Raw genomic sequence first — 16,281 nt, 5'->3', positions numbered from 1 at the left:
CATGACGCGCATCGGTCGGGCTGAAACTGACAGCTAGCAGGCATAACTATTTTATTATGCGCGTTTCAATAACCTTGACAAGGTCTGGATCACCCTACTGAATCGCCAGCGCCTGCATCGATAATTTCCTCGATATATGCCGCCGCGCTGTGATTGTCTGCATACCGCAGACTGGCTGCCACGGTGATCCAGTCACTCCGAATCAACGACACATGGGTACATCCGGAAAAGTCCCTCAGCTTTCCTTGAAGAACGCCACCTTGCCCAGGTTCAATATCATCTGCGTAAAAGGACACCGCCTCTTCCAGGTCGTCGAGATGCAGGACATGGCGTTTCATTTCGATGGATAACAAGCTGTCCCCTTCTGCAATCGAATGTTCAGCCCGCAAGGTTCTGGAACATGCTTCATCAAGAAGCCTGGCAATGAACCCGCTTTCTGATTCGAGTGGTGCGATGTCACCCGAAATACCGTGCTTCGCCATCACTTTCCCGATCAGGTCCCAGTCGAGCCTATGCTGCGCTTCACTTTCGCAAGCCCCCATCGCTTCGATCAGTGCGCTGACCTGCTGCGCCAGTCTGGTCGTGTCGGCGATCAGCGGCAACAGCACAAGTGCTTGCACTGCGTTGGCGTCAGCCAGTGCGCCACGCAGATCATCGGCCACAAATCGCAAACAGTCGTTTGCCTTGGTCAGTTGTTCGTTGATACATCTCATTGCTGCTCTCCTGAAAAACGCGGAGGCAGCCGTCCCCTTGCGGGGTGGATGCACCCCGCTGGGTTGATGAATTGAATCCCGGCTTCCATGCCCTTGTAGGAGCATCGAGGCGTTCCGGTCTCAGGGACTGACCGGACTCATAAGGCGATGCGTGACGCGCATCGGTCGAGCTGAAACTGACAGCCGGCAGTGAAACACTACAAAGTCCCGGAGCCTTTCTCCAACACGCCGGCCGCAGCCAGCGCGTTCGAGAAAAGCCCCCCCGGAGGGAGGGCAAAAACTAACCGCAAGCAATCAGTGCTGCATCGCCTTGTTGGCAACCGCTTGGCCCCTCGATTGCCCAGCGCTTGAGCGCGCTTGCAATCAAGGCGCCGATCGCCATGAACGGCCCATATATCACCGACTGGCCAAGGACTTCATGAGCAGTTGTTTCGCAAAGCCCATCGATCAGACGCTCGGGAATTTGCTTTACCCGGGCGTGCTCCCCTGCGGTCAACTGACGTAGCAGGTCAGGGTTGCGCGGGTGGCGGATCTTTGGGTCGGTGCTTCTCACCTTGGCGTAACCCTTGGTGATAGTCCCGATCCGGGTAGAAGCTCCATCGAAAACCTGCATCATGAATCCCTTGCCGGCCTCCTTGTCGCGTTCCTGCTTGGCTTTCAAACCCGGCATGGTCGACCACCTTGGGTCGTCGTCGTCGACCTCATCCAGCGCATCTCCAAGGGTGACCGGGATTCTTTCCGGCACCGCCAGGTCGTTCATCGAAAAGCTCACCCCATTGGTCATGGCCACCATGCAATAGCGCTTACGATCCTCGACTGCATTGAAGGACTCGCCGGACAGCACCACTTCATGGACTGCGTAGCCGAGGTCTCGCAACTGCGATCGGATGATGGCGCCGCTGGCCGTATCCCGATACTGGGGCACGTTTTCCAGAACCACCACCAACGGGTTGACCGCTGCGACGATCGCAAGAAAGGCAACAGCCAGATGACCTACCTCGGGATGATCCTCCGGCACGCCAAGCTTGCGCTTGGAGCGTCCGGAGAGGCTGGCACCAGAACATGGAATCCCGGCCTCCAGAATATCCACGCCTGGAAGCTTGGCCATGGCCCAGCGATCAAAGGCCAGTTCCTGCATGGGAGCCGCGATGCCTACGGTGTCGGATTCCCAGCAATCATTGGCTTCCCTGGCATGATCGAGCAGCTCAGGTCTGATCTCATTGGCAAAAATCAGCCTTGAGTCCAGCCCCTCGCGGTATAACCCCGCATGAATCGCATGGCACATGATGCCGCCGCCATGGGAAAGCGACCCGATTTCCAGCGGGTCACCCTGCCCCATCCTGGCGGCAGTTCGCTCGACTCTCTCCTGGCGACGCAGCTCGGATGCAAGCGGAAGGATATGGATTTCCTCCTCCAGCATCACCACCCGTACCGCGCTCATTCCCTCGAACATCTCCAGCAGTTCCCAGCTATTGATGTCGATGACCGGATACTCGCTTTCGCCTCGCCGTTTCCGCGAGACCACACGAATGCCCTGGTCAGATCGAGTGAGCACCAGTCTCGCGTCATCCAGCTTGATGTCGAATCGAGTGCCGGGCTTGAATCCAACATGATCCAGATTGGAACCTTGAAGCCACACCCGCGGAGCACCTTTGTTTTCGCCAATTGAGGTGATGAGATAGTGCTTCATTTGAGCACCTCATCCATCCCGAGCGCTTTCCGGCAACGCCTGCGATGCTTCACAACCGCATCCTGCAAACTTCCCAACTGAGCCGTGGCCTTGTCGGGTGTGCTGATCCCCAGTGGATTAATCAAATCCGCAGGCAGGGTATCCAGATCACTGTAATCAACCGGCTGCCACAAAGCAGGTTCAGCAAGCCGTCGCACCTGGTTCCAAACGAAACCGGCCTCGTGCTGCTTTACGGTGCCGACCCCAGTATGACAAAGGGCTTCGTGAATCTCATTGCCCGTGTTGATTGCATGCAAACAGTCATCGTCCGCATACTCAGTATCGGTTGAGACAACCACGTAGCGCAGCTGGAAATCCGCGATCAACTCCTCGACACCGCCTTCGCCCAGCCATACCAGGACCGTTGGAACATCTTCCCCAATGGCCTCGACTGTCTGCATGGATTGAAGCCGTGCAAGCGACTTGCCGGCAGGCTCGAACTCATCGAAGGCTTCCATCGGCGTTTCATAGCCGGCCTCTTCCGCACGCTTAATGGCGACGTCGTAGTGCTCGCCAATGTCATACGACGATCTGGACAAGCAAACATCCGTCACAAAAAAATCGGACGATCCGCCCGCATCGCGGCAGAGCACATAGATTTTCACATTCATCATTTCCATTTGCATCTCCTAGCAACAATCCGGAGACACCCCCTGACGGGGATGCCCCGATAGGGTTAAGAAAAATTTGATCTACCGCTTTGCTACTGGCCTTCGACTTCTTCCACCAATTTCGTCACCCACTCAGGAAGGTGATCTGCAAGCACTGTGGAAGAAGTCCGGATGACCTCTGCAATGCTGCCGTTCTCCATCGTGACGTCCATGCTGTCGTTACCAACCGTGTCGGCATCGAGGACCAGGTAGCGCATGGGTTGATCCGATGCCATCCATTGAACGATTCCGCCTTCAATCCCCGCCACAACCGTTGGTTTCGCTTCCGATTCAGCGGTGCCATTACTTGAGCTGGTTGAACCTGAGAGGTGAGGCATCGCTGCATGCGCTTCCTCAAGTGCAGACTGAAAGAGTGCCTCGCGAACAGATACGGAGTTACTGCATTCATGCGCGGCGATCAGGTACTCGCACGCACGCCTGGCAGCCGCATCACGCTCAACAATCTTGACGCACACCTCAGGCTCGGGCCATTCCTGATATTCGCCAACAACCTTGAATTCCAGAACGTCACCAGAATCCCCGGTTTCTTCATAGTCGTCGTACAGCAAGGGCATTTCGGGCGTGTTGTCCCAAAGCGTGCAATCAGTGAAGGCCCGATTGGCAATCGAAATTGCGGATCCCTCGTTCTTGGCCTGGATGCCCACACGCACCAAATGCACGTAAGGCAATTCATACTCAACGAGAAATTTCTTCATGGCCGCCTGCTCGGCGGATAGGTCAGCGCAAGTCTCAACATCACCATGCATGTTGCTCTCCTAAAAAAACGCGGAGGCAGCCGAACCCCTTGCAGGGTGGATGCACCCCGCTGGGTTGATGAATTGAATCCCGGCCTCCATGCCCTTGTGGGGACATCAAGGCGTTCCGGTCTCAGGGACTGACCGAACTCATATGGCGATGCATGACGCGCATCATTCGGGCTGTAACTGACAGCCAGCAGTGCGACACTTCAAAGACCCAGAGCCTTTCTCCAGCACGCCTGCATCAGCCCGCGCGTTCGAGAAAGGCCCCCGGAGGGGGCAAGGGAAAAACTATTCCGGCGCTGTCGGTGCTTCACCGAATAGATCGTATGCGAAGCTCTCCAGTGTTTCCCAGTTGACGCCAATACTCGCGTCATGATGCTTCTCGACCAAGCGTAGAACCTGAATGGCCTGCTCTTCTGCCAGATCGGGACGAACTTCCAATACATCTTCGACCGACCAGACAATCACAATCTGAGTGGCTGGGTCATACCGATCTGCCGCCTGGAGACGTTCTTCAGAATCAACCAATGTCCGCAGTTCGGTAAGGGTCTCCCAGGCAGAGTGCTCATGCTCTGGATCATATTCCGGCATGATGGCTTCAAGGTCAGCCAGTGCGCAGCGCAACGCTGTAGCAATCGAAGGCTCAGCCATGGCTCTCTCCTTCAACAATCTCGAAGCTGCCAGGGCCATTGCCTTCATCGTCCGCCAGGATGATCAAACGCCTGACTTCGCCATCCTTGCATCTGATGGACAGTCCGAAAAACTCGTCGCCGAACTCATCCCCGTCAGTACGAACGGCATCCTCTATGACCCCGCCAACCAAAGGTTTGAGTTGGTCAAGATAGAACTGCGTGTGCTCGTTTGCATCCATTTCCTTCTCCTTTTCAATCAAAAAAAGGAGGGGAATCCCCCGGAGGGGATTGCACCCTCCGGGTAGCCGCATTGAGCGGAATTCACTTGAAACTACATTTTTGCTGCCACCAGCCAGCGATAAACACCCATCAGGCTTGTGAGTGTGAAGCCGATTTGCATTACAACCAGTCCATGCGCGCCAACCTTGATTCCATAAGCAATCCAGGCACCGTTGGACAGCAGGAACAGCAGCCAGCCGAAGCGGCTTGCTCTTACATTGAGTGAGAGCAATGCAGCGCCAGTCAGACCAAGAAATGCGCCGGCCCACTCAAATGCCCATAGGGGAATATCAGATATAGGGTTCATGCAGCTTTAAGGACAGCATTGCCAAGCACTGCCCTAACCTCCTCAGATAGTGATTCTTCCGCCCATTTTCTGCCGACATAGCCCCATACAGCAGACTCGTCGATCAGTTTCAGGCGATCACCCTCGGTCAAAAATACATCGACCGCCACCCCGTAACAGTCACCCGCCAGCCAGGAGTTATACGACCCGAGTGCCTGAAGCGCAAACTCGACTGCCTTGGTGCGCGCCGCTTCAATTCCTTCATTGGTCTTGATCGAGTCCAGCTCATCACGAAGGCATTGATCGGGCACCCAAACACCGGCACCCCGAGCCGTATCAAAGAGGCATTGCGGTCCAGAGCCTGTCACCGACCAAACCTGGTCACCATGCTCATAACAATCAAGCATGACTGTGTAGGGATCGCCTACTTGGCCTGACAGTCTGGCTAATTGCCAAGCATCATCAAGCAGGCTATTCCAGGTGACGAGCTCACGCACTTTTTCAGTAAGCCAGGTTTCCCGGTGATAGGGAAGCTGGCCTGTGAAGTCCACGACGAAGTACTCAATCGCCTGATCGCGGCTCATTTCATTGTTATTGGCGCACTCAAGGATGAAAGCAACCAGATCGACCTGGAGCCTGGTTCTGACCAACTCCATCAAGGCAGACTCCGCCTCACGCTCGACCACTCGAAGGGATAAATCACGTTGCCAGTCCGAGTCCAGGCCAAGTACGGCTTGCATCTTGGCGTGCTGGCCAGAATGACGGTGCGAAGAATAAATATGTCCCATTCCGTCACAGTCGTCTAAGGGATTTTCCACATCATGATCGTCAACAAGATAGCCAACTGCGACCAGTCCACCCTGTTTTTCGATCTTGTGTTCCATGTAGCTCATGACGCAGGAAGGCTCGAAGCTCAATTCGGCGGTCAATCCATCCACGTCAATCTCGGATACCTTGCGGGTACGGTAATTCATAGCGCTGCTCTCCTAAATAAAAACGCGGAGGCAGCCGAACCCAGTGCGGGGTGGTTGCACCCCGCTGGGTTGAAATAACAAATTGAATCCCGGCTTCCGTAGAAGCGTTCCGGTCTCAGGGACTGACCGGACTCATAAGGCGATGCATGACGCGCATCGGTCGGGCTGTAACTGACAGCCAGCAGAGAAACGCTGCAGCAGCAATTGCTTAAAGAAATACGTCCTGCGTCCAGGTACCATCCTGCAGTGCCTGTTGAGCAGCGGCATGCGTCTGAAAATACTCAACGCTCTCTTTTGAAACGGGGTCATCCCCATCGGCCGTGCCGATATAGAAGCCCGAATTACTTTGAAGCACTTGAAGCGGCAGCTCCAGTTTGCACCACCGTCTTGCCAGTTGACCGCACACACCTTTCTCCTTCGATGAAGGGACATACTCCCCAAGAGGGAGTGAAAACGCCCCGCTGGGTTGATGAATTGAATCCCGGCCTCCATGCCATTGTGGGAGCAGCGAGGCATTCCGGTCTCAGGGACTGACCGGACTCATAAGCGATGCATGACGCGCATCGGTCGGGCTGATACTGACAGCCAGCAGTGAAACACTTCAAAGGCCCGGAGCCTTTCTCCAGCACGCCGGCATAAGCCCGCGCGTTCGAGAAAAGCCCCCGGGTGGGGGCTTTAAAAGAAAATCAGGACAGAGGTCGATCGATCGGCATCCATTGCTGGATACCCCGTGTTCCGCCCCATTCCATTTCACTGTCAACAAAGCGGTCTACGTCAGGGTGATACTCGCAGAACCGCCCCTCGATCATCCGCCCGAACGACATCACCCCTGACGCAGCGATCACGACCACTGGCTGTTGCTCGCCCGGAAGCGCGTCCTGTGTTTTTACCCAGCCGAATTGACCAGGCAGGCACACGACTCCATAGGCCTCAGTACCGGGAACAGGTTTTTTCGTACCGGTATCGATCCTGGCCATTCCGATGAACAGGAAGCCCATTGCAAGTCGGCCATTTTTCATTTGCCTATCAATTGCAGCCTCGAAGTCCTCCCTCTCAAGGTGGCACTGTTCGCCACACAACGCCTGGAAGGCTTCTGCTGCATCCACATACTCAACGTCTGTAGTCGCCAGGATAATCCCGTAACCATCGGGGTCCTTGATGCCAAGCTGGCGAGCAGCTTCTGTGACGGTAATGCCAAGGCCAAATAACATATTGCTCTCCTTAAAAAATAGGGGAGCACCTTCCCCAAAGGGAGCGTGACTCCCCATGGGGTGGTTGATGAAATTAAATCCCGGCCTCTTGCGAGGCGTTCCGGTTTCAGGGACTGACCGGACTCAAACTTTCATGAAACTCCGCTTCATGGCACTACATCCCATGAAATACGCAACGATCAGCCAATTCGGCCAGTGACTCCCACTCATCAAATGAACGGCACTCATCCAGAAATTCCTTGATGAGTGCCAACGCGATCGAGCGGTTCCCACTGTCCAGGGGCAGGAGGTCATTGAATTTCAACCCACCTTCACCGTGCAACGCCTTGATGAGCCTGGCCAACGCTCTTCCACCGCCCGTATCCCCCAAACTTCGCAGAATCTGCTCTGCCTGAAGGAACACATCGTTGACAACATCCTCAGCCTGTTGGGCACGGAAATTGTCAACTGTGATGGCAATAATCTCAGCCGGAGGAGGCATGCTCGATTTCATGATTACTTTTCCTTCCTGGACCATCCTTGGGTTTTTGCATCGAACACGTAGCCCATCTCCTTCAGACGGTCACGCTGACTGCGGAAGACAGCTCGATCCACAGTGGGGTCAAGTTTCACGTCCTTGCTAACCCAGACAAGGTCGGCAAGATCGGCCCCAAACAATTCCAGCAACTCCTGGAAAACCGGATCCTGGTTTTCATGCTCCTGAACCAGCGCAGCTGGAACAGGAATATCGGATGGACCGGCTTGATTCGCTGCCGCTGTGGATTCTGTGGCGATTGGATCGGGTTCGGTCGGCACGTCCTCAATCTTTCCCTCATCAACCGTGTCCAGGAATATTTCCATTACCTTCGCACGGATGTCGGTGGTCGATTTCCCGCGCCAAATATACGAACTGAGGTAAAAGTTATCGACGAGAAACTCACCCTCGTATCGGCCTTCAGAAAACTGATCGAGGATGGGCTCCTTGACCTTGAATTCTCCGATCGGGGTGGTCAGGTCGCCTACGCAGAACTTGCCGTTGGCACCTTTGATTTCCTTGATTACAAGCGTTCCATTGATGCGAATAGACATAGTGCTCTCCTTAAGAATCAGAAAAAAATGGGAGCACTTTCCCCAAAGGGAGCGTGACTCCCCATGGGGTGGAACTGCGATGGAATTCCAGGTCAGAAGACCCGCCGTTTTCAGGAACTGAACGGCTTTAATGGGCGATGCATAACGCGCATCGATCGGGCTGATACTGACAGCCAGCAGTGAAACTTTGGCAAACGGCTTATCCAAGATGGCCAGTTCTCCTGGATACCCCGCTTGCGGGGCAGGATGGGTTGGTCATGATTCAATATGGTTGGTAATGGAACCCCTGCTCAACTCTTCCATATAGGAAGCGACGCGCCGCACTGAGGGGCTCGGCGCAAATTTTTGGATGCGGCAAACCGCAAATGCCGTGACCGTTCTGGCCGTCACAACCCATGATCTGATCGATGCCCAGAGGGCTTGCCCGAAACCTGGTCTCGGGCAAGCCTTCTGGCGGGTGTAGGGAAGACGGGTTATCGGACCGTCTCAGGGATGAGGCAAGCAGATGGGGATGCATCCGTCGCCAATGTAACCCCTGGGAAACTGCGGAGGAATCCCAATCCGGTATGAGGGGCTGCCCGGACTAAAAGCCAGCGCTTAGGGCGCCAATCCTGCTGTACTCAGCAAACGAGAAACGGGGTTTACCGAAACGGGCATGGCCCGCTTGGGTAAACGCCCAGAGGCTGGGCGTTTCCTTCGATCAACCGAAACAGATTCTATCAGCCAGGATGGATTGGATGCGACGGAACCGGAGTACATCCCGTTCACGAAGCAAACCCCGACGACGCGCGATGCAGTGAAACCACCTGGCGTCCTCGATCGGTACTTCAGCCTTGGCCATCAATTGAAGGAAATTTAGTGAAAGTTGGTGATTCATGGATGTCTCCTGGTTGGTTGCGGGGTTTTCACCGGAGGGTTGGCCCTCTGGTGAAAACCCCACGCAGGAGGTTTTCAGATTGACTCCATCAATTCGACAGAGTGCTCGCCAAGGCGATGACTTGTGACACCACCACGCACAGACTCATGATGCGCAAATCGAACAGAACATTCAGAAAAGCTTCTTTCATCGTGGACTCCTGGTTTTCAAAATGAAAACCGGGGAGTCCACGACACCCGGCAGGGAGCGTGAAACTCCCCGGTCGGGTTTGTGAAGCTGGACGTTACTGGCCGCCTGCTGCAGCCTCTTGCTGTTGCGAAGAGCCTGCAGGCAGAACAACCGGATTACCATCCACCCAGGCATTGGTGATCTTGAGCAAGCGGCCCTTGATCATCACACCGGTATCACCCTTCTTGCGCGTGCCCACGTCTTTTTCGTAGACAAACACTTCAGGGTAGATGTCACCCAGCTTGAACTGGATCATTACTTTCCGTTTCTCATCGCCATGCGGCTTGAGCACCTCGATCGCCTTGATCGCGTCCTGACCATAAACCCGCACGTCGAATTTAGTCGACTCAGGTTTGATCGAGCCGTCCTTGTTCCACTCACCACGGAGAGCGGAAATGGAGCAAGCGAGGAACGTTTCACCTTTGTTGGGCTTGACCATGCGAACACGGTTCAAGTAGCCAAGGCCAGTGACATGAAGATCGTAGAATTTGGATTCAGACATAATGCTCTCCTCAAAAAATAAAAAAGGGGAGCACTTTCCCCAAAGGGAGCGTGGCTCCCCATGGGGTGGTTGAACTGCGATGGAATTCCAGATCCGAAGACCCGCCGTTTTCAGGAACTGAACGGCATTTATGCGCGCCTTGCGGCAAAAGGCGGCTCCTTACGGGAAGCCAATCGGGCTGCATGAGCCAACAAAACAGGCTTTAGGTTGCCAATTTTCAAATGGTGTGTCAATACTTGGCCGGGGCGGATTAACAGGCTCGCAAGCCTGGTCGCTCAAGAGCCACCATCCTTCAACGTCATGACAATCGGTTATCTGGGGGCCCTGCCGTTCGCTAACTGTCCGTGAACTTCAGCTCTTCGGCCGAAGCGGTCTGCCACTTCGGCGCCATAGGTGCCTCATACGGACGTCCGCTATGGCTGTCGGCAATATACCGGACAGGCCAAGCCTGATCTTTTGCGGTTCGATTCACTGGATTCTTAATGGTCCGAGCTGATGACATGCTCCGTGCCCCTTCGACAACTCGACGTGCAACATACCGCTCCTGATGATGGACGGCCGCGGATGCCGAAAATATCTATCAGACCAATATGGGGCCACTATGCCAGCCACTCGATTTCACTTCTGCCCCACCAACTTGCGCATGCGGAAAAGTACCCCGGCAAACTGGCGTCATAATTGCTGATATGGTGCGATAGACTAAACGGTTCATAGTTTGGATGTCGGACCTAATGCAGTAAGGAAGCGGCATAGCCAGTATTCGCGACAATGTTGGTCGCTTACGATCGCCGTCTAACCAATGCACGCGCCTTAACAGAAATCCGAGTGGAAAACCTTTCACCCGCCAATAGCCGTGAGGATTGGTATGTCAGATAGAAAGTTGAAACATCACTCTCACGGTTCATCGAGAGGAAGCCCGCTCCAAGTATTTCGACGGACGCTTCATAGCACAAAGAACTTACGGAACGGTCTGGCAACTGCTCGGACCGTTGTAAAGCCGAAGCACTTTCCGACGATCGTGCGTGAGCTAAGCCGGTCGCCGATATATCGTTCACTGCTGACACCACTGACGTTCCCGCTCTCATTGTCAGCGGTCACGCAGACTGTGCGCCTTGAAGAATTATCCACGGAAGGGGAATTGCTGTGGTGTGCTTCAATCCTATCCTTATACGTGGAAGAGTTAAACCAATTCATTAAACAGAGGGATGGCTATTACAAGGCTTATGCGGATGGCGATTATGACCGGGCTGAGGCCATTATTGACAAAATCCAGGAGTCTTTTGGGTTCTCACTATGGTTGCTTGGGAATCGGCTTCTGTTACGTCAGGTAACGAAGGGACTTCAAGCGCAGAAGACCTTGCTTGAGGATGTCCTTTCAACGGAGGGGATTAATCAATTCGTCGCCTGGATTACTTACTTCATAAGTGTGAGGGCCGAGGACAATGTTTCCTATTCAAGTTTTGAGGCGGAACTCGCAGAGGTCTTAGAGATACGCTGGCTTCGCGATTACGTTCGACTTCACCTCTTGCCATATGAATTCGCATCCATCGAAGACTCCGGGTTACCAATTGCGGTGGAAGAGCCTCACCCAATAATTGATCGATTCGAGACGTTCGTGGCAATGTGTCTAAATGCCTGTGCCAAGAGCAAGCGTGAAGAACTCTGCCATGTTTTGTCGGCACTTGAACAGGTGGGGGATATCGACGATCTATCGATCCGGCGCATGATGGCGGTGCTGCGCGACGGATACATTCCTAGTCAATGTGGGTTTCTAGCAACTGCCGACGCGTATACAGAAGGTCGTTATCAAGATATCTTGGACTCTGGGTGCGACGGGTTGGAACTGCTATCTCGCGCTTATGGATTTCTGGAATGTCGTCCACAAATTGACGGAAGGTCATGTCTGCGCGACCAGATTGTTGCGCTTATGTACGACGTCTCTTCCCTATCATCGGATGCCTCTAAGAGCCGACAAACGCTGAAGAAGCTGGCCCTCCTTTGTCCGGATCGCTCCCTCACCCTTGAAGTGACGGCATTTCTCCAACGGACGAATGACTATGTCGCTGCTGATGCCCCAAGTGATCTTGACGTGGCGATGGCACTAAGCCGATCCCTTGACAACCCATGGAGCACGTCTGCACTTGACCGCGTTTGCAGTGGCGCCCCTTGGCTTGCTCAATTGTCGGCCGCCCACCCCAGTTCTCCAGCACTGAAGCTACGACGTGCATTAACAACAGGCGACGTCGCGGCGGTGGAGCGCAATGAGATGCTATTGCCATCGTATCGTCAGGCAATGTATGTGGGGCATATCCGTCTCCGGACTGGTGACTTCATCTCTGCCGCCTCTCATTATTCATTGGCGATAGATTCAAGCATCGATTTCATTTCGCATGCTGCCAAGAGAGCCCTGTTTAAGGCCTACTATGCAAACGGACAACTCTACGAAGCCGTTCAACTGGCCATTGACCAAGCCCTAACAACGCCATCTAGCGCCCAGTCGTTTCCCTTAGAGGCGTTGGCAAGACAGTATCTCAACTTCGAAAACGCCCGAAGTTCAATTGATTTAGCAGTGCTTCTCCATCTTGCGACCAGATATGGCAATGCCAAGTTGGAGCGGGATCTTTCGAACATCTATGAAAATGTGATGGAAGCGGAGGGAGTAGATCGACCGTCTGCTCTACAGGACCGTGTTAGCAGCTACAACCGGGATCGATTGATCTACTTTCTTCGCTATATTTGCGTGCCTCGTGTTCTGGACGACACGACCTGTTTCGATTCTGTCGAAGAAATTGACTTAGAGAGAATTTCGATCTGCCAGCTTCTCCTAGAAGTAGACCCGCAGAATGTTGCATCCTACCAGGCGGAGATTCGCGCGATTACAAGAGGTAGTGAAGTCGCTAACCTCTTGTGCAAGATGCAGACTAGCAAGATATATGTTGATGAGGCTGGAATTCGTGAGGTGCTAGAGGCAAGTCTGGCCGAATCATTAGCCCGCTATCTCAAGCTGTTGAGCTCTCCTTCTTTGGCGTATCAGGCAGAGAAACTGTCCAAGCGTCTCAGCGAGATGCTTAGCAGCAAAGGGCACCCAGAATTCAAGGCCTTAAAGCTCCCAGCATCAGAACTCGAGGGACTCTTTAACGCAATGCTTCTTGAAGTTATCTCTGAGTTTGCACTGAATCCAGCTTACGGCCTCGATACACACGTTAGCACCTCTATTAGGCATGGGGCTTTCGAAGGTCATCTGCGAAGGCCGCTGGTCATTGAAGACTTACTGTGTCTCAAGAAAGACAAAGAATACGTCTTACCCTCAACATGGCATCGGAAATTACAAAACCTCACGGTCTCGGACTTCGATCTGTTGCAAAGGCAACTTGCCAAATTTTCTCAACGCTTCGACGAGATTGTTCTCGAGTACTTGAAAGGGAAGTTGCATGTCCGTCTTTTAGGGGATGACGTTGCGATGTTTGACTTTCACGCTGGCCCTGCTGAAACGCAGAGTCTAATGGATGGGATCACGCCAAATACAACGCTGAACGATTTGGCAGACCGACTAATAGCACATTGCTGGCATCTGACAACGCGGTCACTCGATGCAATTAGAGCGGATTTGCTCAACTCAGCAGCAAAGCAGATTGGAAGTGCCTTTGACACATTGGTTCGAGGCGTTGAGTCGAAGATTGAGCATTCGACCGTAACACCATTCATCAACGCAGTGGCCAGAGCGCGGACGGCATTCCAAATCGCGATTGAAGATGTTGCAGACTGGTTCCAGCGCCCGACAGACCTTTCCAGAGACCCGTTAGACATTGAAGTTGCCACTCACGTAGCTCTTCAGCAAATTGCAAACTGCTACGTTCAGAACCCCATCCATCCCGTCTTGAATTTGACCATAGGAGAAAAGATTGATGGGCGAATGTTGGATGGATTGTGCGAAATCCTATTCATTCTTTTGCAGAACATCATTCTCCATAGTGGCCTTGGTGAGCAAAGGACTGAAGTTTTCATTTCGGCAAGACGACAAGATGAATCCTTGATCCTCGAATGCAAAAGCAAACTGGGGGACGAGGTTTCACTGATGGAACGGCGGGAGAGTGCGGTTGAGGCAATGGGGCGATACGAGCGTGATTCAGCCCTAAAGATGGCCAGAAAAGAGGGCGGATCCGGACTTTCTAAGGTTTGGAGAATTGCAGAGTTCGATCTGCGAGTTCAACACAGAATTGAGTTGTCTGTGACTGATGATCGAGAATTTGTCGTTAGGTTGTCATTGGGCGGGCTTTGGATATGAGCCTGATAGTTCACATAGTCGAAGACAGTGCAATAAAGGCCGCCAGCATTTCGGCCTTCTTCTGCCAAGAGTTTTCGGGGTCGTGCGATACAAATATCTTTGGGAGTTTTCAAAGCGCGATGCGCGCAATAGATGCATCATGGCCTGAACTTATTATTCTGGACATGACTATTCCGACCTTTGATCGCAAACCCAACGCCAGAGAGGGAAGGATGCGCCCGCTTGGTGGCTACGATTTGATGTGCAAAATGAAGCATCGTTCTATCTCGGCGGCAGTTATCGTCGTCACCCAACTTGAAACTTTTGGTGAGGGCGATGAGGAGGTGAGCTTTGACGAGATAACGCAGCGGTGTGCGAGAGACTTCCCAGATATATTTCTAGGTAGTGTCTACTACGATCAAGGTGGTCTAACCTGGCAAGCCGACCTTGGAAGGCTTGTTGAAGCATTTATGGGTCGAAGGGAACACCAATGAAGATTCTTGTCGTGGATGATGAACAGGAAAAGCGCCGACTGATTGCCGAAGCGTTGCTGTCCGTTCCTGGCATTGCTGATGACAACATTGAATACGCGACCGACGTAATAACGGCGAAGCGGGCAATAAAGAAGACGCGCTTTGAACTGATCATACTCGACATAAACCTGCCGCCGCGTCCAGAAAGTAGAATCGCGGTGGGTGCAGGATTAGACGTACTCAGGTTCATCAAGGAGAGTACTCAGGCAAAAGCGCCGGCATATCTTTTTGGACTCACAGCGCACGATGACGCGGCCGCAATCGCCGCCACAGAGTTCTCGTCTCCACTTTGGAAGTTGGTTCGCTTTTCTTATGGCGATAGCGAATGGCGGGCGCCCCTACAGGAGGCGATTGCATATTTACAGAAGTTGGCGAAGCCACCGTTTGTAAGTGACGGGAGTTCATTCCATACGGACTTGGGAATCTTTGTTGCATTAGAAGATGAAGAGCTATCAAGCATCTTAGGTCTTGACGGCGATTGGTCGGAAGTCCAAGTCGCCCATGATCACGCTCGCTATTACATTGGGCGCTTCGCCGGTTCGAAGGGCGCTCTTAGTATCGTTGCAACCGCAGCTCCTCGGATGGGTATGCCAGCGGCGGCCGTTGCCGCGAGTAAGCTGATCTACAGTTTTCGCCCGCGTATTGTCGCCATTGCTGGAATATGTGCCGGGGTCAGGGGAAAGACAGAAATCGGTGACATCTTAGTTGCGGATCCATGTTTCGATTGGGGCGCCGGCAAATGGATTAAGAACAGCCAGTCTGGCTTCATTCAATTTCGTCCTGCGGCATATCAATGGCGGCTCGATGAAGCTCTGCGGGTCGGCGTTCGAACTGTCGCAGAGATGCCGGGCCTTCTTGCCCGTATCCATGGGAATTTTCAAGGCGCAAAACCAGATTCTCTTCCAAAGGTGATAATTGATGCTATGGCGAGTGGAGCGTCTGTACTTCAAACCTCGGCTACCATGGAGGACGTCCGAGAGCAGCACAAGAATCTGGTTGGAATTGAAATGGAAAGCTACGCCGTATTCACGGCCGCCGAATACTCCCCGGAACCTAGACCCAAATGTATTGCAATAAAGTCGGTTTGCGATTTTGGTGACGAAGAGAAAACCGATACGGCACACGCTTATGCAGCACATACCAGCGCCGCCTTCTTGTACGAGTTCGCGATCAACTACTTGTCCGACGATGGTATCTAACTGAGCCAGCACATGGACTCCACATCTTGCGTGCTTTGGATAATTCACGACAAGGGCTGTTGAAGCCGTGCATTTTTGCTCCTTCCTGGAGTGAGTGCGTCGAAGTTAATTCTGTCGGTTTTTAGTCTGAACCGGCTGGTGCCATCACCAGGATGGATGACCGCTTGGGCCGATGATCTGCCGGTTATGGTTAGATGACCCACCGTCGCTTCCTCGGCCATTCCGGCCAGTCATGACCTACCTCAACCGGACATCCACCAATGTCCGCTTACAAAGATGCCGAATTGGCGCTTTCGAGCCCGTCCATAAAATAATTATTGACACAAGTGATGTCGTTAACTACAGTCGTTATAAGCACAAACGCTGTTTGATACG

The 16,281-nt window shown here is 53.3% G+C and carries 16 protein-coding genes; 3 read left to right on the top strand and 13 right to left on the bottom strand.

Going from position 1 to position 16,281, the window contains the following annotated elements; all coding sequences use genetic code 11:
• Nucleotides 1–89: 89 nt before the first annotated feature.
• The 13 genes from B059_RS0116930 to B059_RS0116865 all read right to left on the bottom strand — a co-directional run bounded on the left by B059_RS0116930 (nt 90) and on the right by B059_RS0116865 (nt 9,910).
• On the bottom strand, nt 90–713 hold the full coding sequence (locus tag B059_RS0116930) for a hypothetical protein (RefSeq protein WP_018079443.1): 624 nt from the start codon (nt 711–713) through the stop codon (nt 90–92).
• A 280-nt stretch (nt 714–993) separates the two neighbouring features.
• Nucleotides 994–2,403 (bottom strand): DNA cytosine methyltransferase, encoded by a 1,410-nt coding sequence (locus B059_RS0116925; RefSeq protein WP_018079442.1) that lies wholly within the window; start codon nt 2,401–2,403, stop codon nt 994–996.
• The gene (locus tag B059_RS20090) at nt 2,400–3,062 is read right to left on the bottom strand and encodes a hypothetical protein (protein ID WP_018079441.1); all 663 of its coding nucleotides are present in this window, start codon (nt 3,060–3,062) and stop codon (nt 2,400–2,402) included. Before B059_RS20090 ends, B059_RS0116925 begins: the two co-directional genes overlap by 4 nt.
• A gap of 83 nt (nt 3,063–3,145) precedes the next feature.
• Nucleotides 3,146–3,808 (bottom strand): hypothetical protein, encoded by a 663-nt coding sequence (locus B059_RS20085; protein ID WP_157273806.1) that lies wholly within the window; start codon nt 3,806–3,808, stop codon nt 3,146–3,148.
• A gap of 333 nt (nt 3,809–4,141) precedes the next feature.
• Nucleotides 4,142–4,504: a hypothetical protein gene (locus tag B059_RS0116910; protein ID WP_018079439.1), complete on the bottom strand. Its 363-nt coding sequence runs from the start codon at nt 4,502–4,504 to the stop codon at nt 4,142–4,144.
• Complete coding sequence (locus tag B059_RS20965; RefSeq protein WP_157273805.1) at nt 4,497–4,724, bottom strand: hypothetical protein; 228 nt, start codon at nt 4,722–4,724, stop codon at nt 4,497–4,499. Before B059_RS20965 ends, B059_RS0116910 begins: the two co-directional genes overlap by 8 nt.
• A gap of 92 nt (nt 4,725–4,816) precedes the next feature.
• Complete coding sequence (locus B059_RS0116900; RefSeq protein ID WP_026177614.1) at nt 4,817–5,071, bottom strand: hypothetical protein; 255 nt, start codon at nt 5,069–5,071, stop codon at nt 4,817–4,819.
• Nucleotides 5,068–6,024, bottom strand: a complete 957-nt coding sequence (locus B059_RS0116895) for a hypothetical protein (protein ID WP_018079436.1) — start codon at nt 6,022–6,024, stop codon at nt 5,068–5,070. Before B059_RS0116895 ends, B059_RS0116900 begins: the two co-directional genes overlap by 4 nt.
• A 208-nt stretch (nt 6,025–6,232) precedes the next feature.
• Nucleotides 6,233–6,430: a hypothetical protein gene (locus B059_RS0116890; protein WP_018079435.1), complete on the bottom strand. Its 198-nt coding sequence runs from the start codon at nt 6,428–6,430 to the stop codon at nt 6,233–6,235.
• Between the two features lie 280 nt (nt 6,431–6,710).
• The gene (locus tag B059_RS0116885) at nt 6,711–7,235 is read right to left on the bottom strand and encodes a hypothetical protein (protein WP_018079434.1); all 525 of its coding nucleotides are present in this window, start codon (nt 7,233–7,235) and stop codon (nt 6,711–6,713) included.
• 154 nt (nt 7,236–7,389) lie between these two features.
• Nucleotides 7,390–7,728, bottom strand: a complete 339-nt coding sequence (locus B059_RS0116880) for a hypothetical protein (RefSeq protein ID WP_018079433.1) — start codon at nt 7,726–7,728, stop codon at nt 7,390–7,392.
• A gap of 2 nt (nt 7,729–7,730) precedes the next feature.
• Nucleotides 7,731–8,510 carry a DUF3275 family protein gene (locus B059_RS0116875; RefSeq protein ID WP_211206936.1) on the bottom strand — a complete coding sequence of 260 codons (780 nt, stop codon included), beginning with the start codon at nt 8,508–8,510 and terminating at the stop codon, nt 7,731–7,733.
• A gap of 953 nt (nt 8,511–9,463) precedes the next feature.
• A complete protein-coding gene (locus B059_RS0116865; protein ID WP_018079430.1) occupies nt 9,464–9,910 on the bottom strand; it encodes a DUF3577 domain-containing protein in 447 nt (148 codons plus the stop codon).
• 1,105 nt (nt 9,911–11,015) lie between these two features.
• On the opposite strand from B059_RS0116865, the gene B059_RS19600 reads away from it, so the two are divergent.
• The 3 genes from B059_RS19600 to B059_RS0116850 are packed head-to-tail and all read left to right on the top strand — an operon-like array spanning nt 11,016 to nt 15,906.
• Nucleotides 11,016–14,195, top strand: a complete 3,180-nt coding sequence (locus B059_RS19600) for a hypothetical protein (RefSeq protein ID WP_157273804.1) — start codon at nt 11,016–11,018, stop codon at nt 14,193–14,195.
• Complete coding sequence (locus tag B059_RS0116855; protein WP_018079428.1) at nt 14,192–14,668, top strand: response regulator; 477 nt, start codon at nt 14,192–14,194, stop codon at nt 14,666–14,668. The genes B059_RS19600 and B059_RS0116855 overlap by 4 nt, the downstream gene beginning before the upstream one ends.
• Nucleotides 14,665–15,906 carry a phosphorylase family protein gene (locus tag B059_RS0116850; protein WP_018079427.1) on the top strand — a complete coding sequence of 414 codons (1,242 nt, stop codon included), beginning with the start codon at nt 14,665–14,667 and terminating at the stop codon, nt 15,904–15,906. The genes B059_RS0116855 and B059_RS0116850 overlap by 4 nt, the downstream gene beginning before the upstream one ends.
• Nucleotides 15,907–16,281 lie beyond the last annotated feature (375 nt).

This window comes from Thiobacillus denitrificans DSM 12475 (assembly GCF_000376425.1).
GTDB classification, from domain to species: Bacteria; Pseudomonadota; Gammaproteobacteria; order Burkholderiales; family Thiobacillaceae; genus Thiobacillus; species Thiobacillus denitrificans.
This window is presented reverse-complemented; position numbering and strand designations above follow the sequence as displayed.

What these genes read in the sequence shown, in the direction of transcription:
- B059_RS0116855 (WP_018079428.1), top strand. Translation starts at nt 14,192, where the DNA reads ATGAGCCTGATAGTTCACATAGTCGAAGACAGTGCAATAAAGGCCGCC.
- B059_RS0116910 (WP_018079439.1), bottom strand. Translation starts at nt 4,504, where the DNA reads ATGGCTGAGCCTTCGATTGCTACAGCGTTGCGCTGCGCACTGGCTGAC.
- B059_RS0116925 (WP_018079442.1), bottom strand. Translation starts at nt 2,403, where the DNA reads ATGAAGCACTATCTCATCACCTCAATTGGCGAAAACAAAGGTGCTCCG.
- B059_RS0116930 (WP_018079443.1), bottom strand. Translation starts at nt 713, where the DNA reads ATGAGATGTATCAACGAACAACTGACCAAGGCAAACGACTGTTTGCGA.
- B059_RS0116900 (WP_026177614.1), bottom strand. Translation starts at nt 5,071, where the DNA reads ATGAACCCTATATCTGATATTCCCCTATGGGCATTTGAGTGGGCCGGC.
- B059_RS0116865 (WP_018079430.1), bottom strand. Translation starts at nt 9,910, where the DNA reads ATGTCTGAATCCAAATTCTACGATCTTCATGTCACTGGCCTTGGCTAC.
- B059_RS20965 (WP_157273805.1), bottom strand. Translation starts at nt 4,724, where the DNA reads ATGGATGCAAACGAGCACACGCAGTTCTATCTTGACCAACTCAAACCT.
- B059_RS20090 (WP_018079441.1), bottom strand. Translation starts at nt 3,062, where the DNA reads ATGGAAATGATGAATGTGAAAATCTATGTGCTCTGCCGCGATGCGGGC.
- B059_RS20085 (WP_157273806.1), bottom strand. Translation starts at nt 3,808, where the DNA reads ATGAAGAAATTTCTCGTTGAGTATGAATTGCCTTACGTGCATTTGGTG.
- B059_RS0116885 (WP_018079434.1), bottom strand. Translation starts at nt 7,235, where the DNA reads ATGTTATTTGGCCTTGGCATTACCGTCACAGAAGCTGCTCGCCAGCTT.
- B059_RS0116895 (WP_018079436.1), bottom strand. Translation starts at nt 6,024, where the DNA reads ATGAATTACCGTACCCGCAAGGTATCCGAGATTGACGTGGATGGATTG.
- B059_RS0116850 (WP_018079427.1), top strand. Translation starts at nt 14,665, where the DNA reads ATGAAGATTCTTGTCGTGGATGATGAACAGGAAAAGCGCCGACTGATT.
- B059_RS0116880 (WP_018079433.1), bottom strand. Translation starts at nt 7,728, where the DNA reads ATGAAATCGAGCATGCCTCCTCCGGCTGAGATTATTGCCATCACAGTT.